Here is a 24,151-nt window from a genome sequence, read left to right on the forward strand (position 1 = left end):
CGGGAGCCTCCAGCCGCATAACACTCAGGTTCTCGAGGGACCTGCCGTCCCCTGTGGGATCTATGCGAACCCTCCCCAACGTGGCGAGGTCACATCAACGTCAGCGTAGCTCCGGCGCGCGCAGAGGTGCTGCACACCGCCGGGAGCTGGGCGCAATTCGGGATGCGCCTGGACGGCAGCGTCAGTGCGCCGCGAAACGCGCGTGGTGAAGCCCCTTGCGGTCACACCGAAGCGTGAAGGGTTCTCAAACCCGGTTCTCGTTGCCGGGTTGCGCAGTTCTGAAGGCTGTGACGAGGAGCTCGTAGTCGGAGTCGCGGATGGACACGATGGGTGCAACGTGTCGCCGTTCCCAGGCGTGCACGTGGATCACGTGGTACCCGTCGATCTCCGTGTGGCACTCATCGAATGCGTCTTTGAGGTAGTTGATGAACTCCTCCCGCGGGTCCAGCGTTGATACCCAGCGGCCGGCGACCACGGGCCCTCCCTGACGGCACCTGATCGAGAATGTGTCCCCACTGCTGGGCACCAGGTCGCATCGCTTGTCGCGTGGGGTGCCGATGGCGTCGTAGAACCCGAGTGGGATGGAGATCGTGCGGCCCTTGCGGAACCGGCGCACCCGCAGAGGTGCCTGCATGGAGTCGTATAGGCCCGTCAATCCGAAGTACGCCAGCAGCCCGACCACCGCGACAACCGCGCCCACCACGGCGTCAGCGACAACGCTCACACCCAACGCCCCGATCCACGATGAAGGCCCACAGAAGTGGGTCGATCATGCCATGAGCGGGGCATCACTCCGTGACCCGGAACGCCGCTCGAAGGGCGACACACTGCCCCACTCCGCCGCCAAGCGCACGCCTTGGGCGGGGTGCGCATATTGACGTTGGATAGGCCTCCCGGTGGTTGACGGCTCGGCTCAGACGCCGTGTCGTCGTCAGCGGTTGGCGTCGAGGATGTCTTCGAGCATGTCGAGTCCGTCGTCCAGCACCGACGTCATCACGTCCAGGTCCAGCTGCCTCGCATCGTCGGCGAGGCACCAGTGGCACACCCCGTACCGCGGGGGGACATTCACGGTGGCAGGAACGGAGTCCTCGCCGCGGGTCCACCACACCTGACCTTCCAAGGAGCCCAGCTCGTAGTCGTCTCGCTGGACTCCGGTGTTCGCGTCGACGACGTTGCACCCCAAGCTCCACACCACTGCCGGAGGGAGCCAGAACCGGTCATGGATCCTGGAAACGAAGCCCACCCGGGCGATGTGGGTACCGGCGTCGATCTCCCAGTGGCCGTACGTGTTCCACCGGTAGCCCCGTGCGTCCATGAGCCGTCGCAGGGTCCGGGTCCCGTTGCGTCTGTGACGAGACACCTCCTTGTCCTCGACCATGCTGACGGCGTCCGGAAGCTCCGGGTACAACGGGGCAGCGGTGTGATCTACCGCCTCGCCGCAATCGTCGCAGCGGACGGCCAGCCGGTACGCGGCCGCCCACCGCGTCGCCAGGGCCAGGACCGGTTGTTCATGCGACTGCGGACACGACACCACCGCGCGCTCGACGTCCGCAACCTCGACCCGGGCCCGGACCCCGCGCTCGGTCACGTCTCCAGAGAGTCCTGCCACAAAGGAGTCGATGCCCATCGGCGGCACGTCCGCGAACGGACTGCCCTGAACCGTGAACGTCCGCGTTCTCGAGAAGGACCCGACCGGCACGACCTACTCCCCGCGCGACAACGTGCTGCCTGTGTGCTCGAACAGTACCCACGACCTACAGCGACTAGCCACACGCCGCTCACGGCCAAGGAAACATCACTTCGCCGCCAGTCGGGCGGGTTGTGCACTGCAGGGCTCGACTTCTCGGTCGCGTCAGCTGAGGTGGTGTTGTCAGTCTCCACCTCGAGCCAGGATGCTTTCGGATGGACTATCGACACGGTGTTTCATGTCCCAGCAGATGCCGATGCCTCGGCTGGGGGAGGGAGGACTTCGGCGCAGCGGCGGCACGGCCCGGCATGAGACAAGGCCGAGCTTGACCTCCGGCGCTTGCATGTGTCCTGTGCTTGACCTCATGGAATACCCGGTATACCGTCCTAGGACCTGACCGCATACTGAGTATGCATCACCGTGAGGAGTGCCGATGTCCGTAAAGTTCGGGTTGCTTGCCCTGCTGGCCACCGAACCGATGTACGGCGCCCAGCTGCGCTCGGAGTTCGAGGCGCGCACCGGCGGGACCTGGCCCCTTAACGTGGGGCAGGTCTACACGACCCTCGGTCGTTTGGAGCGCGACGGGCTGGTCGAGTCGGTTGGTGAGCCGGACGAGGAGGGGCGTATCGCGTACCGCCTGACGGATTCTGGGGAGGCGACGATCCGCACCTGGTGGACGGCTCCGGTCGATCGCTCCGAGACGCCTCGGGACGAGCTCGTCATCAAGCTTGCGCTGGCCGTGACCGTGCCGGGGGTGCACGTCGCGCACGTCGTCCAGGTCCAGCGCGCGGCGACAGTGCGCCACCTGCGTGACCTCACCCGGCTCAAGGCGCAGGCTCCACCCGGCTCCGACGCCCGTCACGAGCATGCGTGGCGACTTGTTCTCGAGAACCACATTTTCGCCGCTGAGGCCGAGGTCCGCTGGCTCGACCATGTGGAGGCCGACCTGGCCCGCAGCTCCTCACGAGCCCGGCCCGTCCCCGCAGGCGAGCGTCCCGGTCGCGACTCGGTTCCGTCCCGCTCTCCGCAGTCCATCTAGGAGGACCCGGTGTCCGTTTCGCATCCCGCTCTTCGACTCATCGACGTCCACCGCACCCACGGAGGCGGAGAGGCTGCGGTGCACGCCCTGCGGGGCGTAAGCCTCGAGGTCTTCCCCGGTGAGCTGGTCGCGGTTATGGGGCCGAGCGGCTCCGGCAAGTCGACCTTGCTCAACGTCGCCGGCGGCCTCGACCGGCCCACCAGCGGTCAGGTCGTCATCGGCGACACCGACCTGACCTCCCTGGACGCCCGCGCGCTGGCCAAACTGCGACGACGCCGGGTGGGCTTCGTCTTCCAGGACTACAACCTCATCCCGAGCCTGACTGCCGCCGAGAACGTCGCGCTCCCGCTCGAGCTCGACGGGGAGCGGGCTCGACCGGCGCGTCGACGTGCTCGTGAGGCCCTCGGCCTGATGGGTCTGATGGAGCTCGCTGACCGCTACCCCGATGCGATGTCGGGCGGGCAGCAGCAGCGCGTCGCCATCGCGCGGGCCCTGGTCGGCACGAGACGTCTGGTCATGGCCGACGAACCGACCGGCGCGCTGGACTCGCACACCGGCGAAGAGGTCCTGCGCGTCCTGCGGCAACGCTGCGACGAGGGCGCCTCCGGACTGCTCGTCACGCACGAGGCCCGCTACGCCGGATGGGCGGACCGGGTGGTCTTCCTCCGCGACGGCGTCGTCGTCGACAGCACCGGCTCCGACCGCCCCGAGCAGCTCCTCCACGCGGCGCGCTAGAGCCATGACCACGACCGACACCGACACGCCCCGGACCGCGGCTCCGCCCACGCCCGCGAAGGCGACCGCCGAGGGCGGACCGCTGTCAACCTGGTGGAGCAGCTGGCGGGTCGCCGCGCGCATGGCCCGACGCGAGCTGCGGCGGCACCGTGCGCGCTCGATCGTCGTGGCCCTCATGGTGGCGCTGCCCCTCGTCGTCATCGCCTACCTCGCGACCACCGTGCAGAGCGCGCTGACCGCTGGCCAGCCAACCGTCACCCGGCTCATGGGTACGGCGGCCGCCGTCGTCGCCGAGCCGAGCGGCGCTCAGATCCTCCAGGACGGTTCGCACGAGTACTACACCCCGGTCACCCGTGGCACCGACGGCGAGCTCGTCCCGGCCACCGCCATCCCCGGGTACGACCCGGCCCGAAGCCCGGCGCAGAACAGCAGTGCTATCGCGGGGCTCACCGGTGGCGTGGCCACCCCGGTCGCCGAGCCCACCGTTCGAGTGCGCCTCGGCGAGCGGGCCGTCTCGATGCAGTCCCTCGCCGTCGACGGGACTCTCGACTTCGGCGAAAAGGGGGTCCTGCTCACGGGTCGTTGGCCGGTCGGCACCGGAGAGGTGCTGGTCACCGAGCCGGGGATCCGCAAGGGCCTGCCGAGGACCGGCGAGCTGGAGATCGTGACCCCCGACGGCACGACGACGGCGACGGTGACCGGAACCGCGACCGGTCTGACCTCCTGGGGCCTGGTCCCTCATCTCATCTCGAGCGAGCCGCTGCCCACCCCCGACGGGGCGGACCGGACGGTCGGCCGATGGCTGATCACCGAGGCCGCCATGCCGTATGTGAAGGTCGCTGAGCTCGGCCGGTACGGCCTGCAGGTCCAGTCGGCCGAGCTCATGACGAACCCGGTGCCCCAGGAGCAGCTGCCCCAGGAACTGCGTCAGATGAACGTCTCGGGCTCGAACGAGCTGACCTTCTTCATCGTCACCGGTGCTGTCATCCTCGCTCTCGTCATCGCGCTCCTCGTCGCACCCGCCTTCGCGGTGGGCGCGGCCCGGCAGCGGCACACACTCGCCCTTGCCGCGAGCAACGGCGCGACGACGAGGCAGCTGCGGCACACCGTCCTCGCGCAGGCACTTCTCCTCGGCGTCCTCTCCGCCCTGGTGGGTGTGGCTGTCGGTGTCGGCGTAGCCCTGCTCAAGGCGTGGTGGGCAGCCCGGACGGCGACCGAGGTCGTTCTCCCCCTCTTCGATGTGCCGTGGGTCGCCCTCGCGGGCCTGACCTTGTGCGCCGTCGTCGCTGCCGTCGCCGCTGCGCTCGTGCCGGCCCGGCGCCTGGGCCGTCTCGACATCATGGGGGTACTCAAGGGACAGAACGTCTCGCCCCCTCCCTCCCGGCTGATACCCATCGTCGGCGCACTGGTCATGGCCGCCAGCGCGGTCGGCCTGCTCGTCGGGGCTCGTTCGCCGTCCGGAGGTGACTACGTCGTGGCCGCTGCGGCGATCGGGCTCGTCCTCGGCGCGCTGTCGCTCGTGCCTGTCGCGCTCGTCGGGGTCGGCCACGCCGGCGCGCTGCTGCCCGTGCCACTGCGGATGGCGACGCGCGACGCGGCCCGTCAGCGCAGCCGCTCGGCGCCGAGCGTCGCCGCCGTTATGGGCGGTGTGGCGGCGCTGACCATCGGCCTCATCGCGGCGACGAGCGACGCGCGTGAGTCGGAGGTCACCTACCGCCCTCAGACCGTCATGGGCCAGGGCATCCTGCGCGGGTATGCCCCCTCCGAGCTCGACGCAGCGGCTCTCGTCGTTCGGAGCACCGCACCGCAGGCCCGCCTCATCCCGGTCACGACGGTCGGGGGTGAGGGGTGGGCGGAGCCAGGGCAGACCGGCGTCCCCTTCGTCACCCTGACCGCCCCCGGCTGCACCGCGGCGCAGACCGTCGAGTACACCGACGCCTGTCCGGCAATCGGGGGCCCCGGCTCCTGGTGGGGCTCCGTGCTCGCACTTCCCGCGGAGGAGATCATCGCGCGGCTCGACCTCGACGACGATGAGGCGGCCCAGGTCCGGGCCGGCGCCGCCATAGTCCGGGCCGACCACGTCCTGCGCGGCGACACCGCCCTCGCGCTCACCGGGACCTTCGCCACCGATGAGCTCACCGGGATGCCGAACGAGTTACTCGCAACGGACGAGGTCCCCGTACCGCTGCTCGCCCTGCCCGACACCTCCTCGACGTGGGCCGGCATGCTCGGAGACCAGGCGGGAGCTCTGCTCGCCGTCGAGACGGCCCGGCAGCGTGCCTGGCCGCTGGCGACCAGCGCATACCTCGTCGACGGCGCCGACGGCAGCCTCACCGAGTTCGATGCCGAGCGGATCCGCGAGCGCGTGGAGAACGCCGACTTCTACGTCGAGCGAGGCTATGTCGATACGGTGGGCCGCTTCCTCCTGGGCCTTGTCGCCGGAGTCTCCTTCATCCTGCTCGTGGTCACCCTCACCTCGACAGCGCTGTCGATGTCGGAGCAACGCCGCGACGACGCGACCCTCGCGGCGGTCGGAGCCACCCGGGGTACGCGCCGCGCCATGGCCGCCGCCCAGGCGCTCGTCACCGCCGGAATCGGCGCTCTCCTGGGACTGGCCGTCGGGCTCGTGCCCGGGATCGCGTTCGCCTACCCGCTCACCCGCTCTACTGCCCCGGACGGCCAACCCGTCGGACCCTTTGTCACGGTCCCCTACATGTCGCTCGCCGTCGTCGTCATCGGCGTGCCCCTCGTCGCGGCACTGGTCTCGGCGATCGCGGTGCGTCAAGCGCCCGTCGTCACCCGTCGCACCGACTGACCGGCCAAACCCAAACGAGCGGCGCGAACGAAGGCGCCGCCATGAGGGGCACCATGACGCACTCGCACATGCGTCACTCCGCCGCGAAACGCGCGCCCTCCCCGTCGGGGATCGGCTGTGGTGCCCCCGCGACTTCGCGATAGTCAGGACTAGTTGGAGCCGTGACGGACGGCCAACCTGACGATGAAGTAGAGAGCGGTCGCCATGGCGACAATCACGGCCAGCAGAACCGCCAGCTCGGCGGCATTGATCCCCAACATGAGATCAATGTAGCGACAGCACCGCGGGCCGCGTCAGCACGTGACGCCGCGCTTGCTGGCATCGAGCCCTGCGTAGCCCTTTTCCGGCTCTTGGGACTTGAGTTTGGGGTCATGGGATGCGTCCTCCTCCGACGAGGAGCATCCGGAGTCTGTAGTTGCGGCGGTTCCTGAAGCCTCGAGCGACCCTGCGGTGTAGCTCGATGAGGCCGTTGATGGCTTCGGCGCCGCCGTTGCTGGAGCGGGCGGTCTCGAAGTAGGCGAGGAACTCCTTGCGCCACTTGCGGAGGGTGCGGCCGAGGCGGGCGATCTCCGGGATGGGGCAGGTGGGGAAGGACGTGAGCACGGCGAGGGCGGTCTTTTTGCCGGTGGCGAGGTTCTGGTCGGTGTAGGCGGAGCGGAGCTGGTGGATGGCCTGCCAGGCGATGGCGACCTCGTCGTGGCGGGGGTTGGCGGCGAAGGCGGCGTCGATGCGGGCCTGCTGCGTCTCGGAGAGGTGCTCGAGCCCGAGCCGGAGGATGGTGCGGATCCCGTACAGCGGGTCGCCCTTGCGGCCGCGGTGGCCGTGGATGGCCTGCTGGACCCGGCGGCGGACCTCGTCCAACGCTTGGATGCCGAACTTCACGACGTGAAAGGCGTCCAGGACCGAGGCGGCCTCGTCGAGCTGGTCGTCGATGGCGTTCTTGTACCCCTGGGACGTCGAGCGTGGCGACCTCGATCCCGCACCGGAACTCGGGTCCCCGCTCGGTCAGCCACGCCTTGTACACCGGCCCGGAGCGACCGGGGACCAGGTCCAGCAGCCGAGCCCGCACGACCATCTTCTCCGGATCCTTCGGGTCCGGGTGGCGGGTCAGGTCGACCATCCCGGTCAGCTCCTTCGGGCCCCGCTTGCGCGTGGAGACGTGGTGCCACACGTGCTCATCCACCCCAAGGGTGGTGACGTTCTCGAAGCGGGTGGGGTCGGCGTCCAGGGCGGCCAGGATCGGTTCGATCGAGCGCCACACCGTCTTCCACGACGTGCCCAGCTGGCGGGCGATCCCGAGGACGGAGGCGTGCTCGCGGCGGATCTGCTCGATGGCCCACCAGCAGGCCCGCACCGTCAGCAACCCGCGCGGTCGGGCGATGCGTTCGTCCTGCTCCACGAATGTGCCCATCGCGCAGGTCGGTTCGGGGCAGGTCCATCGTCGCTTGACCCACCGGATCCGCACCGGCTTGCCGAAACAGGGCAGGTCCACCAGGTCCACGCTGACCCGGCCGTGGCCGTGGGCGAGCACGCCGCAGGTCGGGCAGCCCATCGGCTCCGGCGGCGACTCCACGGTCACGGTCAAGCCGGCCTCGTCGCGGACCACGGCACGTACGTGCAGCCCGTCCAGGCCGACGAGCAGGTCACAGTTCTGGCACCACGACGGTGAGGAAGGCAGGTCAGGGTCAGCGGGCGTGAGGTGTGTCTGAGTCTTTGAGACATTCCGCGGGATTAATTCCCAACGAAGGCGCGGTCGTGGTCATGACTGTTTTCCTTGCTGTGATCGACGGTAGTCGATCCGGTTCTGGCGGGCGGCGGTCAGGCCGTCACGCCGGGCCTGACGGAGTTGCTCGCCTCGGCCGTGGTGCTCGTCCTCGGGGGTGACGTACCCGATCCCGGCGTGCAGGCGGATGGTGTTGTAGCGGTGCTGGGCCAGGGTGAGCTCGGCCTCCAGGACGGCCGGGTCGGTGAGGCGCTCCAGGTGCGGGTGCTCACCCTTGAGGTGTCCGAAGAGGGACTCGATCCAGGGCTGGTCGGTCGGGGTGCCCGGCCGGCCGAAGTGTTGGGCGATGTACACCCCGGCGAGGAACTCGCGGGTGGAGTGGGAGCGCATCTGTGGTCCGTTGTCCGAGACCGTCAACAGCAGCGGGACCTGCTCACTCGCCTCGACGGCCTTGTCGATGGCGTCGGCCTGGCCGCTGCGCAGCGCTGCCACGAGGACCCGGCTCTGCTCCACGTCACGGTCTTCGATGACCTGCATCAACCCTTGAGTGTGCAGGGCGTCCAGGAAGCAGGCCTCGACCTGGGTGGAGGACTCCTCGGCCGAGACCAGGGTGGCCAGCCAGTACCGGGAGACGACGTCGATGACCGCGACCGCGCACCGCTTGGCGCGGGTGAAGTGGGTGAAGTCGTAGCACCAGATCCGGTTCGGAGCCCACTCCAGCCACGCCGGCCAGGTCGGCTTCGGCGCCGGGTCACGACGTGGATTGCCCGGCAGGACAATGCCGTCGGCGGCCAGGACCCGCTGGATCGTCGACGGCGCGACGTGCACCAGCTCCAGCCGTGAGCCGCGGTGGGCGAGCTTGCGGTGCGAACGGTCGACCTCGCCCCAGCCCCGGTACAGCTCGATGATCGCGGCCCGCTCGCTCTCGAGGATGCCGTGCACCGCCCCACCACCAGGGGCGGCATCGGTCAGCCCCCGCGGGCCGTGCTCGGCGTACCTGTCCCGCCACCGGGCGACCCGGTCCTGGTCCACGCCGAGCAGCGCGCACGCGCGCCGGGTCGACCAGCCCGCCCGCTCGGCGTGGGCGATCAGGTCCAGCAGGCCGGCCTTGACGGTGGCGTCCACCCGGGAGGGGACCGGGCCGGCGCTCAGTCCCAACGCGCTTTTCCCTGATGCAAGTGCAACGCCACCGCCTGCTCGGTCACCGTCGCCTTCAACCGCTCGATCTCGGCGCGGGCCTCGGCCAGCTCCACCTGCTCCGGGGTCATGCCCGGACGGCCCGGACGTGCCGCCAGCGCGGTCAACGCCCCGGTCTTGGCGGCCTTGCACACCGAGACCACCACCGAACGGTCCACCCCGTACTTGAGCGCGACCTCCCGCTGGGTCGCCTGCCCCGACAGCAGCGCCACCCACATCTCGTACTTCTGAGACGGCGCCAACACCCGCCGCTTCTTGCGCGGTGTCGTCCTCTTCGACATGCCCTGATCCGACACGGACATCGACCTCCTGATCGACTCGCCACGCCGAACCCTGGATGGGTATTTCCCCGCCCAGATGTCTCACGAAGTCAGACGCAAACCAGGCGTGAGGGTGCACGCCGTAGGCTCGGACATAGTCGAGGTCCTTCGGAACGGTTTGCTTGGTCGCTACCAATCCTGAAGGGCCTCGACCCCTACCCAGCCGCAGCCCGCCCCGGGCGAGTCGCGCTCACCCCACACTCAAGTCCGAAGAGCCGACATAGTCGAGGTCCTTCGGAACGGTTTGCTTGGTCGCTACCAATCCTGAAGGGCCTCGACCCCTACCCAGCCGCAGCCCGCCCCCGGCGAGTCGCGCTCACCCCACACTCAAGTCCGAAGAGCCCCTTTTCCGCCGCGCAACGCACGCCTGGTCTGTCATTGCTCGATGGCCAACCCGACCATGAGCCCGTCCGCCCGTGCGATGGCTGAACTAAGCCGAGCGGCCGATGCTGACACGCTCTCCTGGAAGGATCTACCTTGCTGAGCATCCGCGCGCGGAACCTCAACGAGCACGGTCCCGTCCAAGACTCCACGGAGGTTCTCGCCGGGAGGAGACTGACCATGACGAGTCCGCGCAGGCAGCGGCTCGCGTCGGCTGTGGTCGCGCTGGTGGCGCTTCTCGTTGGATGCGCATCTGCCTCTGAATCGGATCTCGGTGACCCGATTCGACCCCCTGCCGCGACTGAGGTCGCCGACGAACTCCCCGACGAAGCACTCGATGTCCACGTGATCCCGCCTGGCGGATCATGGGAGGACGCGGGGCAGCCGTTGATTGTGCGGGTCAGCAACCAAGCCTTCGACGACCCCGACGTGCGTCTGACCGCCACCTTGGACGGACTGGAGTTGTTCGACCAGTCCTTCGCTGTCGAGGGACAGCACGGCGTGACCCTGTTCGGCGTCCACGCCGCGTCAGGACCTCACACCCTGACGGTGGTCTCCGACAGTGGAGCACGAACCTCGCAGACCGTGATCCTGCCCGCAGGGAAACAACGTTGGCTGGTCGTCGATTACTGGTACTTCGACCCAGCCACGGCGTCCTCAGGCGCCGACCAAACGCCTGGCCCGTCACTCACCGTGTTCGTCTCCGACGAGTCCGTCTACATCGCCTGAGCGTGGGACGTTTCCCTACCACCCGGAGTCAAAGGTGAGGAAGCGTCATACCGCCGCTTCGCACGCGGCGCCGGATGCGCTCTACACCCAGAAGCGGCTCCCGCCTTGTAGTGTTCGGGCGTTCACGCACGCCGACCCCGTTCGATGCTGCGCCTGGGTAACTCGAGCCCGTCGTCCGTGGAGCCGCCGTCTCTTTCCTGCGCGCTCGTAACCGGGTCAGCCGAGCAGCCCTCTCAGTCGCAACAGCGGTGAAGCCGTGTCATGGGGTGCGTAGCACACGCACGGGATCGCGGGTGGCCGCGTACAGGGCGGGCGGGACGGCGGCGGTGGCCGCTGCGAGAAGGGCGAGAAGGACCGTTCCGCAGGTGAACTCCCACGGCGGAGTCGCTCCGAGGCGGGCGGTCAGATAGATCCCGAGACCGGTGCCGATGGCAGCGCCGCATAGTGCCGGTCCCACGGTGCGCAGGACCACTAGGGCAACAATGACGCCTCGGGTTGCGCCGAGGGCACGACGACGGCCGAGGTCTGTCCGTCGGACCAGGACGTCGGCGAGAGTGATGACAGTTACGAGCAACCCACCCGCACCAAGCACGGCCAGCAGCAGGGTCCGGCCGAAGTTCGCAAGATCGCTAGTGACCTGCTCCTGCAACGCGGCCAGTGAGACCGGTGAGGTGATCGATAGCGCGTCCGGTGATGGTGCGGTGATCAAACGAAGTGCTTGGGTCTGCGCGGCTGGTGCGACCGAGGCCGAGGTGAGGACGACGCGCACAGCGTCCAACGCTCGCCCGGTAGGGGCCGGATAGAGTAAACCCGCCTCAAGGTCGTCGAAGGGTTCACGTGCCTCGAACACCCCGACGATGGACCAGTCGTCGGCGAGGGTGCTCGACGCCAGCGTCACCCACCCGGCCTTCTCGTCCATCCCGAGCGCTCTCAGCGCATCACGTGATGCGATCGCTTCCTGCGGTCCGGGCCACCGACCGGCAAGCAGTGTTGCTACCGCTGGCAGCTCGCCGTGGATCCCCCAGGCTGGGACCCGGGTTCCACCATCCCCGATCACCCCGTTGACCACATCGACCGGTATCAGCGTGCCCACCGCCCGCTCGGAGGTGGACAGCAGGGCTGTCTGGTCCACGATCGTGGGTGTGATCAGTTCGTTGCGTGCTGTGTCGGCGACGATAAGCACGCGTGACCCGGCCGAGTCGAGCCGAGCAAGCAGCTGCGCCTCCGCGTCCGCGGTCCGCCCGACCGTGGCCAGCGTGGCGGCACACATCGTCGCCACGAGGACCACCACCAACGTCGAGGGCACCTTGGCCGCCCACGCCGTGGCCAACGCTTCCCGGAGTATGAGCAGAGGTCTCACCGCGCCATCCTCATAGCGCGAGCACCTCGTCGGCTTGCTCGATGACGAATGGGTCGTGGGTGGCGATGAGCACTGTCCGCCCAACCCCTTGTTCCCCGGATCCGGCGGCGGCCGACAGCGCCGCGAGCACCCGAGCGGCGTTGTCGCGGTCCAGGTTCCCTGTCGGCTCATCGGCCAGGATCACCATAGGATCGGTGATCAGCGCACGACATAGCGCCACCCGCTGCGCCTGCCCACCGGAGATCTCCCCGGGCCGGTGATCGGCGCGGGAACCAAGACCCATGTCATTCAACAACTCCCGTCCCCGTCTTCGAGCCTGAGCGAGAGTCGATCCGGCATAGAGGGCCGGCTCGAGAACCGAGTCCAACACGGTGCGTGTCGGATCGAGAGCACTGTCCTGGAAGACGAACCCGACCCGCTGCGCGCGCACCCGTGAACGCATCGTGTCGGGTGCGGACGAGATGTCCTGCCCGTCGAGAAGCACGGCGCCGCGATTCGGGGTGAGCAGCAGCCCGAGCACATACAGCAAGGTCGACTTCCCTCGACCGGACGGGCCGGTCACAGCGGTGATAGCGCCCGCCGTGAACTCGTAGGTCAACCCGCCGAACAACTCCTCAGCACCCCTACGGTAGGCAAAGGACAGATCCTCGACCGCCAGCACCGCTCAACCGCCACGGGTCGCGGTCGGCTCGAGGGGAGCCCGCCCGGATTCGGTGTCAGTCTGGCCGAGCACTTGCACCCGCGTGCCCACCTGGATCCCCTCGACCACAGCTATGCCCTGTCCGGAGCCGCGCACAGCCACTGGCACCTCACCGGCATCGGTGACCACGTAAGCCGTCCTGTCTGCCCGCGTACGCACCGCCGCTGCCGGGACTGCCACTCCCTCAACACGGGGCACCACGATCACGTGCGAGCGCAAGGTGACCTGCGCGTCGCTGGGTAGACTGGAGCAGTCTTGCCCGCATACCTCGCCGCCGTCAGCGGCCGCAAGGATGAATCTGGTCTGGCCGCGCTCGTCCTGGGAGCCGCTGGCGATAACGCCAACCCAGGTATGCGACTCGTACTTGATCTCCACAGTCGCTTCCGCGGGGATCATCCTGGCCTGCTCCTCGCTAACCGTCAGGGCGAACTCCCGATCTCCTGTGGGTGCCAGCACGCTGTCCTCACCTCCGGCGAGCCGCCTCCCCACCGCGATCCCCTCACCAAGCTGCACTGCCGCGGGTAGCGTCGGCACTGCGGTCAGCTCACCGAGCGCAACGGAGCCGGTCTGAGGACGGCCCTGGGCCTTCTGCCACCCCCGGACCGCCGCTCTCGTCCCCGCACCGAAGTCCCCATCTGCCGGCCCGCGCAGGTGGCCCTCATCGATGAGCAGCCGCTGCAACGTCGCGACGTCCTCTCCCTTAGCGCCCGTCGTCAGGTCTCGCCAGAACGGTTTGGCCCCCTGCACCACTCGCACTGGGGTGTCGCCGACGACGTAGGCAATCTCGCCCTGGTCGAGCTCACCGGGCGATACGGATGTCACCACGCCTGAGAGGGCGTTCTGCGCGACCGGCACCGCCGGCTGACGCACGGTCGTCGAGAAGGCCAACGACCTACCAACCGAGCCCTTACTCGCCTCCGCCCACACCGTATCGATCACACTGCGCTGGACGCCGTCGATTGGCGCCACCGACGTCAGCGTCGCCCGCCCGGCCCACCATCCCCCTACCGCCGCCGCCAATATCAGCGTCGTCACGATAATCACCGTGCGCAGCCTCGGACCAGATCGACGAAGGGCCATCCGCAACGAAGCCCCGGGTGGTTCCGGCCGTTTCATCGAAGAGTCCTTACTTCGCCATCGCTCGTCGTCGCGCGCGGTCGTCTCCTCGAAGGCCGCAGAGGAGCGACCACTCATTTCCATGGCGCCTGCGGACAGCGGCGATTGAGCTCGTCCCAGTCACTCGGGTTCATGCTCGCGTCGAGGTCGACGTAAGGGCTCCACGGTGGCTCCCCGCTGAGGTAGGTTTGGACGAACACACTCTCACTGGGAGGGGTGGATCGCACCTCGTACCCGAGCTCCTCTATGCACGTGACCATTGCGACTAGATGCGCGTAAAGCTGGCGCACCTCGTCCTCGCCCAGCGGGGCGGAGTTGGGAGCATCTCCGGCAAGCTCGACGCATACGTCATGGGCCCTCCGGAAGTCGCCGTGCTGTTCCGCGGTGAGGTCCCGAACATTGATGCCGTCGCCTGTGGAGTTCAGTTCTGCGCTCGGCCACCCCGAATCATGCAGGCACTCGACGACACCCACGATCCATTCTTCCATCCCCCGCACCGTCGACATCGTCTCGGACGGGATCGACCCGGGGGTAGCGACTTCCTCGCCCCCCGAGCAACCCAGCAGCGCAGCGGCGCACACCGCCCAAGAGATGGTTCGGGCACATGCCGATTTCACTGTTGATGACTCCTAGCCTTCTGTGCGCAATCGCAGGGTTTGTTGTGTACCGATGGTGATGGCCCCGCCGCCGCGCGCGCCACTATTGCGGACCACGATCCCCGTATCGCATGCGCCATCTGACCCAACTCAAGCCTGAGCCCCAACACAGGGAGAGGAAGACGCCCGACTAGTCGCCTTTGGCGAGCCCAGTTTGCACGTGTGAGCATGCACGCCGACCTACATAGCCCCGATGGCTACGTGATGCTCGTGCACTCGGCGTAGGTGCCCGAGCTGCTGATGCTGCCACCAGTCTGAACGAACCAGAAGCCGCCACCTGTTGCACTTGCCAACCGCTTCGTTGTCTTCCACGAGGAACCGTTGTAGAAGATGCCGTACCCCGAAGGCCCCGGGTAATGCTCCGTGGTGCCCGTGGAGTATCCGACGGTTCGCTGAGTGCCGGCGCAGTATGTCGTTCCGCTCTTCCAGACGACTGCCGAAGCCACTGTCGCGATGCTGAACGTCATTACCGCGGCGGCAATGAACGCGATCAGCGACCGTCGAGCGCTCGACTTCCTATTCATTTCCTAAACCCCTGACTGTCGGCCACGTGAGGAGCAATCCCCCGGACAGGTCACGTTAGCACTCATGGCAATGGCCAGGTTGGGGTCCCCGCTGGTGGCCAACTGAAAGTCCCCACTCTTCGCTGGGTTTTCAGGTGGTTGTGGTCGTGTTCCTCCTCTCGCTCGGGCTTGTCTCATGCGGTAGGAGTCGCCGTCGGTGATGACGGTGTGGCAGTGGTGCAGGAGCCGGTCGAGCATGGAGACGGCGGTGGTGTGTTCGGGTAGGAACCTGCCCCAGTCTTCGAAGGACCAGTGCGACGCCAAGCCCAGGGATCGGCGTTCGTAGGCGGCGGCGACGAACCGGAACAGCAGTTGGGCGCCGGTGTCGTCCAGCGGGGCGAAGCCGACTTCGTCGACGAGGACGAGGTCGTTGCGTAGGAGGGTGTCGATGGTCTTGCCGACGGTGTTGTCGGCGAGGCCCCGGTACAGGGTCTCGACGAGGTCGGCCGCGGTCAGGTACCGCACGCGGTGTCCGGCTGCGACGGCGGCGTGGCCGAGGGCGATCAGGGTGTGGGACTTGCCGGCGCCGGCGGTTATCCGCGGGTTGGCGTCGGTTGGGGTGCATTTTGCCGGTCATCCAGAAGAGCCAGGACCCCCCGTCTTAGATCTCGGGTGCTGGGAAAGAACGGAAGGGCATCCATAAACGGACCCTCACGTCCAGGGATCACCCACTGTCGCGACGACATAATCTCCGAGGTGGAGCCGATCTGAACGATGTCGCGAGTCGGGATAGCTCGGCGACGCACCTGCCCCCCGAGCCCTCTACGAATGTCCTCAGTCAACTCGTCGCGAGTGAGTGTGACTCTCCTGCGCCGAACGAGAAGAGCAACGATGAGTAATGACGCGGCTCCGACCAGCAGTGAGTGGAGCAGCAGGTTCCAGTCGAAGGTGATCGCCAGATAAGACCAGACGAGCCACAGGGGACCCAAGAACTTCGACAGGATAGATGCGGGTGTACCAGATGAACTTGTCATCGACGTTCATCATCCGTGTGGAGTCCCTGAGCGTGGTCGGAGTTCGGGGGTAGCGGTGTGCCTGTGAAGCCGCTGAGGCCATCGGCGCGATCCTTGGTGTGCACGGCCAAGTAGGCACCGAAAAGAATCTCACCAATGGCCTGTCCCAGTCTGCCCTGTCCGAGGCGTTGGAGGTGTTCCGCCCCAGGGCAGGCGTGGACCTCATCCGTGAGGCGGACCGGGTCGCCGCGCAGCAGATCATCGAGCTGGAGGCCGCGCAGGTGATGGATGCCGGCAGGTGTGAGGGCACCACCTCTTAGGAAACGTCGCGGCTACCATCACCCTGCTGGGCGAAGGCCCCGGACCGAGCATCGGTCCTGACCGCCCCGCCAAGCGACCTGCGTCGCTTCGCCGCGTATCGCGCCCATACTCTCGCCCGAGCGCTCGGTACCCGCGGGGAACGGTCCGAGCAGGCTCAGCGGGGGCTTCTGTCGATTCCAGCGGACGAAGCGAAGCGCTCAACCGGGTCGTCAGAGGTCATCGGCGGGTACGGGGGCTCCGGCGGTCCCGAGACCGAGATGGGCGCGGGCGCGAACAGCCCTACAACCCGGGGAATGGCCGATCAGCTCTCACGCGGGCCAGTAGTCAGCGGTCGGAACAGCAGGAGAGTCGCCAGCAGGGCCACTCCGCCAGCAAGCAAAAGCCACCACAGGTGCTGAGGCGAGAATTGAGAGCCGCCTGGAGCCGCGTCAGCAACCCTGGCATTCGTGGCCACCCATCCAGCGGCCAGGGCCACACCAATCGCCCACAATCCGAACCCCAGCCAGGACCGACGACGCCGGGCCAGGAACGCCACCGCTGGCCCCAGCACAACAAAAAGACCGATGAAGGGCGGCGTGAGCAGGCCTACCAGTTGCACCGTCCCATCGTCGAGTATCAAGCCCGCGACAAGCGCCATCAGGGGCAAGTGAACCTCGTATGTGTCATATCGCCGCCAGTCGGGCGTGGTTAACGCTCAGGCGGATCGGGTGATCTCGTGCTCGACGGCACGGCGAATCCATGCCGAGACGGATCGGTCATCGGCCTCGGCTCGCTTCTTGACCTCGTCGAGGAGCTCGGGCGGGAACCGGACCGGAACCGGGGTGGTCAGTCGCTTCGTCGAGCGTCGGCGAGGCGGGCCCTGCGGTTCCTGGTTCTGCGGCTGGGCGTAGAAGTCGTACTCCTGCTCGGGAGTCATCGGGTCAGTACTCATCACGGTCCCTTCGGTAGGTAGCGGCAAGGCCCGAAGAAGCCTCGTAGCAGCCGATTGGTCGGCACTTGCTCGGATCGCCCGACCGCGAGGGTGCGATCGGCACGATCAGGACGGTGCCTGCCACCTCGGCCACCATCAGATAGTGCGCCGGTGGCTTGGCAGGATAGAAGAGCGGATCGTTGACCCACACGTCGTAGACGTCGTCAAGGCCGAGGTGCGGGTGCTTGAACAGGTGCGCGGCTTGAGCATCGATCTCGAACGGGTTCTGGTCATCGAGCAGGTCCAGGTCGAGTAGCTCGTCCACCCGGTCAGTGTATAACAAACGACTACGTCTTGCCTTCTCAAGACATGTCCCACTTCGCCGCCAGTGGACGCTATCCGTTGGGGACGGGAGGTGCGCACCATTAGTAGATCTCGGAGCGGTGACCGAGGTCGACTGCGACGATGAGGACTTCGGATCGGCGAATGTCGAGGATGACCCGGTAGTCGCCTACGCGGTACCGCCAAAGACCGGTCAACGGGCCGCCGAGTGCCTTGCACGCGCTGGCGGGATCCTCCATGCCGCCCAGCCGCACGAGCGCATCCCGAACCCTTCTGGCCTGGGTCTTGTCGAGCTTCTTGAGCGCCTTCTCCGCTCGGGGCAGAACCTGGATGTCCCAGGTCATGCAGGCTCGTCAAGACCAAGCTCGGCGCTGACCTCGGTCAGCGAGCGGCTCACCAGCTCCCCGCGACGGTTCGCCTCGACCTCGGCGCGCAGCGTGTACGCGTACTCGAGCTCCGCGAGGTGCTGCTCGACGGCCTCACGCACGTAGTAGGCAGCGGTCCGCCCGGTACTGCTGCTCAACGCGTCGAGCCGCTCTTTGAGGTCGTCCGGCAGACGCACACTCAGGACCGTTGTAGACATGTATACAGACTAGCACCTTGGCGCCCGGCCGTCCCACATCAAGGTGCCCCCTACCGCCGGCTGTTGATCGCAACTGCGCTACTTGATGACCCGCGTCATCGTGCAGGCTGCGAACGGTCGTCGTCGCACGGCGTGCACCACTTTGTGCTGCTGGGAGTGGATGACGCAGATGTGATGGGGTGGTGTTGGATGCCTACCGCTGGCACACTGCATCGCGTTGCATCACGCGAGACAAGTCCGTCAGATGGAGGAGTCATGAAGGATGACGCGCCCCGTCCTCAGGAGCGGGGGGCGATCTTCGATGGGGTCAAGGTCGGCCGCCCGGCTACGGGCGGACTTCTCGATGCTGGGTATACGTCATTGGATGATCTCCCGGATGACCTTCACGAACTTCTCGCGATACACGGTGTCGGTCCTCGAGCCGTCGAGCTCTTGCGGGAGAAGCGCGGCCACCAGCCCGGCTGAGGTCCGCGCGGCTGCTCCTCATGGCGACTCTTTCGAGCGCCGGACCCGCCGCGTCTCCATGACCCGAGGAGCGGGCATGCCTCGCATCGCCGCGTGGGGGCGGGGTCGGTTGCCGAGGCCTGGTCCTTGCTGATGACGGTGGCGTCGGTGATGCTGAGGGGGCGACCTCCAGGGAAGGGGCACCAGTTGAGTCAGATGCAGGAAGAACCGGTATCGCCTGAGCGGGGACTCACACCGTCCATTCGTGCGGGGATGGGCGCGATGCTTCACCCCGGTGGTGTCGCCTTCCGGGTCTGGGCTCCGAATGCCCGGTCGGTGGCGGTTGCCGGTGACTTCAACGGCTGGTCCACGGATCGCCATCCGATGGCTCGGGAGCAGGGCGGCTACTGGTCTGTGGACATCGAGGGAGCCCTCGACGGCCGCAATGGCGGGGTCAAGACCGGGGACGAGTACGTGTTCGTCATTGAGGGGCCTTCGGGTGAGCTGTGGCGCAAGGACCCCTACGCGCGCGATGTGGATCACTCCAACGGCAACGCGATCATCGTCGACCCGAGCTTTGACTGGAGTGGCGATGAGGGCTTCCGTATGCCGCCCTGGCACGACCTGGTCATCTATGAGATGCATGTCGGCACGTTCAACGACACACCGGGCGGCCCACCGGGTGACCTGAGCACCGCTGTGGCGCGCCTGAGGCATCTGGTCGAGCTGGGGGTCAACGCCATCCAGATCATGCCCATCGGCGAGTTCCCCGGCGACCACTCCTGGGGCTACAACCCGGCAGACATCTTCGCTGTCGAGTCCGCCTACGGGGCGCCGCAGGCCCTCAAGACCTTCGTCAGGGCTGCGCACGAGTGCGGCCTCGCGGTGATCGTTGACGTGGTCTACAACCACCTTGGACCGTCCGATCTCGACCTGTGGCAGTTCGACGGCTGGCACGAGGACGGCAAGGGCGGGATCTACTTCTACAACGACTGGCGCTCGTCGACGCCGTGGGGTGACACAAGGCCCGACTACGGCCGGCTCGAGGTCCGCCGGTTCCTGCAGGACAACGCGATGTTCTGGCTGGATGAGTTCCACGCCGACGGGCTGCGGTTCGACATGACGCTCTTCATCCGCACGGTGCACGGCAACCCGCACGACTCCGGCCAGCGTCTCACCCACGGCGAGGAGCTGTTGCGCGCGATCAACCAGGAGATTGATGCCCGCTTCCCCTGGAAGATCTCGATCGCCGAGGACCTCCAGGACGAGCCATGGATCACCCGGTCGCCCGAGGCCGGAGGTGCCGGTTTCGACAGCCAGTGGTCTGCGGCCTTCGTGCACCCGGTGCGTGAGGCGATCATCGGCCGCGACGACGCGCATCGCAGCATGTGGGCGGTGCGTGATGCGATCGCCCGCCGTGACGACTCCGACGTCACCGGGCGGGTGGTCTACACCGAGTCGCACGACGAGGTGGCCAACGGCCGCGCCCGGGTGCCCTCCGATATCTGGCCGGAGAACCCGGGGAGCTGGTTCTCCCGCAAGCGCTCAACCCTGGGCGCCGTGCTCGTGTTCACAGCGCCCGGCATCCCCATGCTGTTCCAGGGCCAGGAGCTGCTCGAGGATGAGTGGTTCCGCGACACGGACCCGATCGACTGGGGCAAGCAGGATCGCTTCGAGGGGATCTTCCGGCTCTACCGCGACCTGGCACGGCTGCGCCGCAACTGGTGGGACGACTCGCGCGGCCTTCGCGGCGGGAACGTCAACGTCTTCCATGTCAACGACACCGACAAGGTCATCGCCTTCCACCGATGGCACCACGGCGGGCCGGGTGACGACGTGGTGGTCGTCATCAACTTCGCCAACCGCAGCCATGACAGCTACACCCTCGGCCTGCCCCGCGGCGGATCGTGGCAGGTGCGGTTCAACTCCGACTCTCGCCACTACTCCGACGACTACGGCGATCACCCGGCCCACGACACGCACGCCCTTCCCGGTGCACGCGACGGGCTACCCTGCACCGCCGCGATCGGCCTGGGCCCCTACACCGCGCTCATCCTCACCCAGCAGGAATAGCCGAATCGGCGGACGTCCGAAGCACCGCGACGAAGACTGTGTCCGGCTGATCGTCGTCGTCTGGTGAATGAGCGACACCCCCGCACTCAACCGGAGCATGCCGGGTGTGCGGGGGGTGTCGCGCCTCATCCGCGGATCGGGGGATGATCCGACCCGGCGACGCTACCCCGGCCGATGTCAAGGCGCGCCCCGAACGACGAGTCCGCCGTCAGTGGGCCCGTGAGAATGACAAGCTGATTTGGCCCCACCGTGCCAATCTGTTTGGCCCCACTCTCGGGGCGGGGGGTTGGGGTGCTACTGGATCCTTTCTGGGTGCTGCGGAGCCGGTAGGAGGTGGTTCCGGTGTTGATGATGTGGGCGTTGAAGGTGAGGCGGTCGACGACGGCGGCGGCGAGGCGGGGGTCGGCGAAGGTGGTGCCCCATTCGCTGAAGGGGGCGTTGGAGGCGCAGGCGATGGAGGCTCGTTCTTCGCGGGCGGTGATGATTTGGAAGAGGAGTTCGGCGCCGCGGGGGTCGAGGTGGACGTAGCCGACTTCGTCGAGGCAGAGCAGGTCGAGGCGGGCGTAGCGGGCGACGATGCGGCTGGTGTGGCTGTGGTCGGCGGCTTCGGCGAGCTCGTTGGCGAGGGCGGCGGTGGTGGTGTAGCGCACGGCGCGGCCTTGTTCGGCGGCGGCGGTGCCCAGGGCGATGAGCAGGTGGGTTTTGCCGGTGCCGGAGTCGCCGAGCAGGACCAGGGGTTGGCCGGCGTCGACCCAGGCGCAGGTGGCCAGGGAGGCCAGGGTCGCCGCGGGGAGGTCGGGCAGGAGGGTGGGGTCGAAGTCGGTGAGGCGTTTGGTGCGGGGGAACCTGGCTTCGCGGACGCGTCGGGCGCGGCGGCGGGCGGTGCGGTCGTCGCACTCGGCGGTGAGGATCTCGACGAGGAATGCTTTGTGGGAGAGGCGTTCTCGGGCGGCGGCCTCGGCGATCGGGCCGGCCTGCTCGCGGATGGTGGGTAGCCCGAGAGCGCGGGTGGCGCTGCTGATGGCGGCTTCGGCAACGGCTTCGGTCAGGGCCGTCAGGGCCGGCGCCGCTGCTGAGGCTCGGGTGCGGGTCGTGGTGCTGGTGCTCATGGGGTCGCTCCGTTCAGGAGGTGGTCGTAGCCGGTCAGGTCGGGCAGGGCCCGGGTGGCGCGTGCTGCCGGTGTGGCATGCTGCGGGATCGGCACCGGGGTCGGCGCGGTGGTGCCGGTGGCGTGGGCGCGGGCCTCGATGGTGACCACGTCGGGATGGAACATCCCGGCGCGGGTCGCGGCGGCGATACCGGCGTCGACGTCCGCGGCGGGCATGCTCCGGTACAGCAGCAGCGCCCCGATCAAGGCTCGGGTGCCGCCGGCATCGCCGAGGGCGGATCGGGCCGCGTCCCAGCACCGTTGGTGGGTCGCGGTGAAGGTGCCGTTGGCGCGTGCGGTGGCCAACGCGGTCGACCCGGGCAGGGCGCCGGGCTTGCGGACCAGGACCTCCAGGTAGTGGTCCAGGACCAGGTCCTCGCTCCTCTTGTGCAGGCTCCGAGGGTGTCGCGCTATGACCGTGGTCCCGTCCAGCGCGGTGACCGTGCGCGCACCCAGCTCCACCCGGACCCTGCCGCCGACGAACCGGGCCGGGACCGAGTAGTACGACTGGCGCACACAGATCCTGGCCTTGGCATCGACCCGGCAGGACAGCTCGGCGACCGCGCGAAACGGCCTCTCCGGTAACGGGATCAACAGGGCTGCCTCGACGGCGAAGTCCTGCCCGATCCGGTTGCGGCGGCCGTCGATGTAGCGCTGGTCGTCGCGGGCGTCAGCAGCCGAGAGCGCCGCATCCAAGGCTGCCATGGACCCCACGTGCGGGACCGGGACCATGTGCCGACGCCGGAACCTGCCGATCTCGCCCTCGACACCGCCCTTCTCGTGGGCGCCGTCCTTGCCGGGGATGCAGTAGAACGACTCGTACCCGTAGTGCGAACGCATCGTGATGAACCGTGGATGCTCGAACCGTTCCCGGCCCAGCAGCACCCGGATGACCGCCGGCTTCAAATTGTCGTAGCGGATCAGCCCAGGAACCCCGCCCAGGGCCGCGAAGGCGCGCACGTGCCCGTCCAAGAACGACTCCTGCGCCTGGTTGGCATAGGCGAAGTGGACCGCCTTACCGCTGTAGGAACAGCGCATCACGAACATCCACAGCTTGGTCATCTCCCCGGCGAGCACGGCATAGAACTCGCCGAAGTCGACCTCGGCCTCGGCCCCCGGAGGATGCGTTTGCGGAACCATCGCCTCCACCCGGGACAGGCCCACCTCGCGCTTGAGCCGGGCGACCAGAAGCCGCACCGCCGACTCGCTGACCCGGGCATCGTGCTCCTCGAGGAGCCGCTGCCACACCCGCCGAGCAGTGTGCCGCTGCTTACGCGGGGCATCCAGATCGGCGACCAGCCACGACCGCACCAAAGGCTCCCACCGGCCGGTCACCGGCGACTCACGCGCCGTGACCTTCCGAGCCGGCGGCTCAGCCTGCGCGATCGCATACCGGACCGTGCGGCGGTGCACGCGATGCTTCCGCGCCAACGCCCGAATCGTCATCCCATCGCGATGATCGCGTCGGATATCTTCGAACTGCTCCACTCTCGATCTCTCCTTCACCCTCCACGCCTCTCGTGATCGTCTTTGGACGGACATCACGAAACGTAGAGGGACAGTCAGCTCGAGAGTGGGGCCACTTCAGGCTGGCACAAGCCCTCCAACCGGGGCCAAATCAGGCTGTCACACTCAGCCCGCATACCCTCTCGCCATGGAGCCCGGTTGGCAGTACACGACTCGGGACTATGACCCGGCGGCCGACGCCGGCGAGGTGGAATGGGCGCGCGCTGTGGCGCTCGAGGGGTGGCGTATCTGGCATCCGTCGGGGGTGTGGGTGGAGGTCAACGGGCGCCGGGTGCGCCGGTGGTCGCTGCGCCGTGCCTGCTATCGCCCTGGGGCCGTGCACGACCACGACAGCCAGTGCCGGGACGCGAGAAGAGACGAGCCCCCCACCCCTGAGCCGCCTATTCTTCGGGGATCAGCACGAACCTCGCCGATTCGTTCGACGTGGGTACGCCGAGAATCTCGCTTGCGGGCCCTTCAAAGAGCGCACGCCCCGACGACTTCACCGAGCCGGGTGACGCACGCCGTGTTGTGTGCGCACGTTGGGTCTAGTGGCGGTTCGAGATCGACCGCCGGCTTGAGGGGTCAGTCGATGAGCCTGTCGAGGAGCTCGAACGACTCGTACGGCTGGTCGATGTCTCCGAAGTGGCCGTCGTCGCGGACGATCTGGGTGCCGCCGAGCTGTTCGAACATGACGCGGCCTTGCGTGTCGTCACAGCCGTACGGATCGTCGCGTGAGTTGATGAAGTACAGGTCGCGGACATTGGCTCGTATCGCCGCCCAGTCGTAGCTGTCCTGGAGGACCGGTTCGTCCTCGTCGTTGGGTGGCGTGCAGTAGCCGGCGACGAGGA

At 67.8% G+C, this 24,151-nt stretch carries 22 protein-coding genes and 2 pseudogenes; 6 read left to right on the forward strand and 18 right to left on the reverse strand.

Annotated features, from left to right (window positions below; translation table 11 throughout):
• Window positions 1–244: 244 nt before the first annotated feature.
• Together GA707_RS19800 and GA707_RS19805 are read right to left on the reverse strand one after the other, a co-directional pair.
• The gene (locus GA707_RS19800; protein ID WP_152180179.1) at window positions 245–724 is read right to left on the reverse strand and encodes a hypothetical protein; all 480 of its coding nucleotides are present in this window, start codon (window positions 722–724) and stop codon (window positions 245–247) included.
• 207 nt (window positions 725–931) lie between these two features.
• Window positions 932–1,588: a hypothetical protein gene (locus tag GA707_RS19805; protein ID WP_152180180.1), complete on the reverse strand. Its 657-nt coding sequence runs from the start codon at window positions 1,586–1,588 to the stop codon at window positions 932–934.
• A 532-nt stretch (window positions 1,589–2,120) separates the two neighbouring features.
• On the opposite strand from GA707_RS19805, the gene GA707_RS19810 reads away from it, so the two are divergent.
• From GA707_RS19810 to GA707_RS19820, 3 genes are read left to right on the forward strand one after another with little or no spacing between them, the layout of a single operon-like run.
• Window positions 2,121–2,726, forward strand: a complete 606-nt coding sequence (locus tag GA707_RS19810) for a PadR family transcriptional regulator (protein WP_152180181.1) — start codon at window positions 2,121–2,123, stop codon at window positions 2,724–2,726.
• A gap of 9 nt (window positions 2,727–2,735) precedes the next feature.
• Window positions 2,736–3,461, forward strand: coding sequence for an ABC transporter ATP-binding protein (locus GA707_RS19815; protein WP_152180182.1), 726 nt, complete (start codon window positions 2,736–2,738; stop codon window positions 3,459–3,461).
• A gap of 4 nt (window positions 3,462–3,465) precedes the next feature.
• Window positions 3,466–6,276 (forward strand): FtsX-like permease family protein, encoded by a 2,811-nt coding sequence (locus GA707_RS19820; protein ID WP_152180183.1) that lies wholly within the window; start codon window positions 3,466–3,468, stop codon window positions 6,274–6,276.
• Window positions 6,277–6,645: 369 nt separating this feature from the next.
• Here GA707_RS19820 and GA707_RS21870 read toward each other — a convergent pair whose 3' ends face one another.
• The 4 genes and pseudogenes from GA707_RS21870 to GA707_RS19835 all read right to left on the reverse strand — a co-directional run bounded on the left by GA707_RS21870 (window position 6,646) and on the right by GA707_RS19835 (window position 9,477).
• Entirely contained in the window at window positions 6,646–7,209 is a 564-nt protein-coding gene (locus tag GA707_RS21870; RefSeq protein WP_370460062.1) for a transposase, read from the reverse strand.
• Between the two features lie 550 nt (window positions 7,210–7,759).
• Window positions 7,760–7,828, reverse strand: a pseudogene (locus GA707_RS21875) (hypothetical protein); the annotation flags it as partial.
• Between the two features lie 207 nt (window positions 7,829–8,035).
• Window positions 8,036–9,124, reverse strand: a complete 1,089-nt coding sequence (locus GA707_RS19830; RefSeq protein ID WP_226963991.1) for an integrase core domain-containing protein — start codon at window positions 9,122–9,124, stop codon at window positions 8,036–8,038.
• Between the two features lie 23 nt (window positions 9,125–9,147).
• Entirely contained in the window at window positions 9,148–9,477 is a 330-nt protein-coding gene (locus tag GA707_RS19835; protein ID WP_226963992.1) for a hypothetical protein, read from the reverse strand.
• A 636-nt stretch (window positions 9,478–10,113) separates the two neighbouring features.
• Here GA707_RS19835 and GA707_RS19840 point away from each other — a divergent pair.
• Entirely contained in the window at window positions 10,114–10,626 is a 513-nt protein-coding gene (locus GA707_RS19840; protein WP_152180185.1) for a hypothetical protein, read from the forward strand.
• 259 nt (window positions 10,627–10,885) lie between these two features.
• Here the strand turns inward: GA707_RS19840 and GA707_RS19845 are convergent, their stop codons facing one another.
• The 5 genes from GA707_RS19845 to GA707_RS19865 form a co-directional block, all read right to left on the reverse strand.
• Window positions 10,886–11,986, reverse strand: a complete 1,101-nt coding sequence (locus GA707_RS19845) for an ABC transporter permease (protein WP_152180186.1) — start codon at window positions 11,984–11,986, stop codon at window positions 10,886–10,888.
• Window positions 11,987–11,996: 10 nt separating this feature from the next.
• The gene (locus tag GA707_RS19850) at window positions 11,997–12,647 is read right to left on the reverse strand and encodes an ABC transporter ATP-binding protein (protein WP_152180187.1); all 651 of its coding nucleotides are present in this window, start codon (window positions 12,645–12,647) and stop codon (window positions 11,997–11,999) included.
• Between the two features lie 3 nt (window positions 12,648–12,650).
• On the reverse strand, window positions 12,651–13,730 hold the full coding sequence (locus GA707_RS19855) for a peptidoglycan-binding domain-containing protein (protein ID WP_193315455.1): 1,080 nt from the start codon (window positions 13,728–13,730) through the stop codon (window positions 12,651–12,653).
• A 146-nt stretch (window positions 13,731–13,876) separates the two neighbouring features.
• A complete protein-coding gene (locus GA707_RS19860; RefSeq protein ID WP_152180189.1) occupies window positions 13,877–14,275 on the reverse strand; it encodes a hypothetical protein in 399 nt (132 codons plus the stop codon).
• A 710-nt stretch (window positions 14,276–14,985) separates the two neighbouring features.
• Complete coding sequence (locus tag GA707_RS19865) at window positions 14,986–15,558, reverse strand: ATP-binding protein (RefSeq protein ID WP_304650389.1); 573 nt, start codon at window positions 15,556–15,558, stop codon at window positions 14,986–14,988.
• 610 nt (window positions 15,559–16,168) lie between these two features.
• Here GA707_RS19865 and GA707_RS21585 point away from each other — a divergent pair.
• Window positions 16,169–16,294 (forward strand): hypothetical protein, encoded by a 126-nt coding sequence (locus GA707_RS21585; RefSeq protein ID WP_255425109.1) that lies wholly within the window; start codon window positions 16,169–16,171, stop codon window positions 16,292–16,294.
• A 695-nt stretch (window positions 16,295–16,989) separates the two neighbouring features.
• Here the strand turns inward: GA707_RS21585 and GA707_RS19870 are convergent.
• From GA707_RS19870 to GA707_RS19885, 4 genes are all read right to left on the reverse strand, one after another.
• On the reverse strand, window positions 16,990–17,226 hold the full coding sequence (locus GA707_RS19870) for a CopG family transcriptional regulator (RefSeq protein ID WP_152180190.1): 237 nt from the start codon (window positions 17,224–17,226) through the stop codon (window positions 16,990–16,992).
• Window positions 17,216–17,530, reverse strand: a complete 315-nt coding sequence (locus GA707_RS19875; protein ID WP_226963993.1) for a hypothetical protein — start codon at window positions 17,528–17,530, stop codon at window positions 17,216–17,218. Before GA707_RS19875 ends, GA707_RS19870 begins: the two co-directional genes overlap by 11 nt.
• Before the next feature lie 100 nt (window positions 17,531–17,630).
• On the reverse strand, window positions 17,631–17,891 hold the full coding sequence (locus GA707_RS19880; protein WP_152180192.1) for a type II toxin-antitoxin system RelE/ParE family toxin: 261 nt from the start codon (window positions 17,889–17,891) through the stop codon (window positions 17,631–17,633).
• Window positions 17,888–18,130 (reverse strand): ribbon-helix-helix protein, CopG family, encoded by a 243-nt coding sequence (locus tag GA707_RS19885; RefSeq protein WP_152180193.1) that lies wholly within the window; start codon window positions 18,128–18,130, stop codon window positions 17,888–17,890. The genes GA707_RS19880 and GA707_RS19885 overlap by 4 nt, the downstream gene beginning before the upstream one ends.
• Before the next feature lie 726 nt (window positions 18,131–18,856).
• On the opposite strand from GA707_RS19885, the gene GA707_RS19895 reads away from it, so the two are divergent.
• The gene (locus GA707_RS19895; protein WP_226963994.1) at window positions 18,857–20,647 is read left to right on the forward strand and encodes an alpha-amylase family glycosyl hydrolase; all 1,791 of its coding nucleotides are present in this window, start codon (window positions 18,857–18,859) and stop codon (window positions 20,645–20,647) included.
• Between the two features lie 125 nt (window positions 20,648–20,772).
• On the opposite strand, the gene istB is transcribed toward GA707_RS19895, so the two are convergent.
• The 3 genes and pseudogenes from istB to GA707_RS21445 all read right to left on the reverse strand — a co-directional run.
• Window positions 20,773–21,756: an IS21-like element helper ATPase IstB gene (gene istB, locus GA707_RS19900; RefSeq protein ID WP_152180196.1), complete on the reverse strand. Its 984-nt coding sequence runs from the start codon at window positions 21,754–21,756 to the stop codon at window positions 20,773–20,775.
• On the reverse strand, window positions 21,753–23,336 hold the full coding sequence (istA, locus tag GA707_RS21665) for an IS21 family transposase (protein WP_193315456.1): 1,584 nt from the start codon (window positions 23,334–23,336) through the stop codon (window positions 21,753–21,755). Before istA ends, istB begins: the two co-directional genes overlap by 4 nt.
• A gap of 549 nt (window positions 23,337–23,885) precedes the next feature.
• Window positions 23,886–24,151 (reverse strand): annotated as a pseudogene (locus tag GA707_RS21445) (alpha/beta hydrolase); the annotation flags it as partial.

Origin of the sequence: Nostocoides sp. F2B08 (assembly GCF_009184895.1) — a bacterium.
Taxonomy (GTDB): Bacteria; Actinomycetota; Actinomycetes; order Actinomycetales; family Dermatophilaceae; genus F2B08.

Coding starts and splice junctions, on each gene's coding strand:
- GA707_RS19810 (WP_152180181.1), top strand. CDS start 2,121: ATGTCCGTAAAGTTCGGGTTGCTTGCCCTGCTGGCCACCGAACCGATG.
- GA707_RS19820 (WP_152180183.1), top strand. CDS start 3,466: ATGACCACGACCGACACCGACACGCCCCGGACCGCGGCTCCGCCCACG.
- GA707_RS19835 (WP_226963992.1), bottom strand. CDS start 9,477: ATGTCGAAGAGGACGACACCGCGCAAGAAGCGGCGGGTGTTGGCGCCG.
- GA707_RS19870 (WP_152180190.1), bottom strand. CDS start 17,226: ATGAGTACTGACCCGATGACTCCCGAGCAGGAGTACGACTTCTACGCC.
- GA707_RS19880 (WP_152180192.1), bottom strand. CDS start 17,891: ATGACCTGGGACATCCAGGTTCTGCCCCGAGCGGAGAAGGCGCTCAAG.
- GA707_RS19885 (WP_152180193.1), bottom strand. CDS start 18,130: ATGTCTACAACGGTCCTGAGTGTGCGTCTGCCGGACGACCTCAAAGAG.
- GA707_RS19895 (WP_226963994.1), top strand. CDS start 18,857: ATGCTTCACCCCGGTGGTGTCGCCTTCCGGGTCTGGGCTCCGAATGCC.
- istB (WP_152180196.1), bottom strand. CDS start 21,756: ATGAGCACCAGCACCACGACCCGCACCCGAGCCTCAGCAGCGGCGCCG.
- istA (WP_193315456.1), bottom strand. CDS start 23,336: ATGTCCGTCCAAAGACGATCACGAGAGGCGTGGAGGGTGAAGGAGAGA.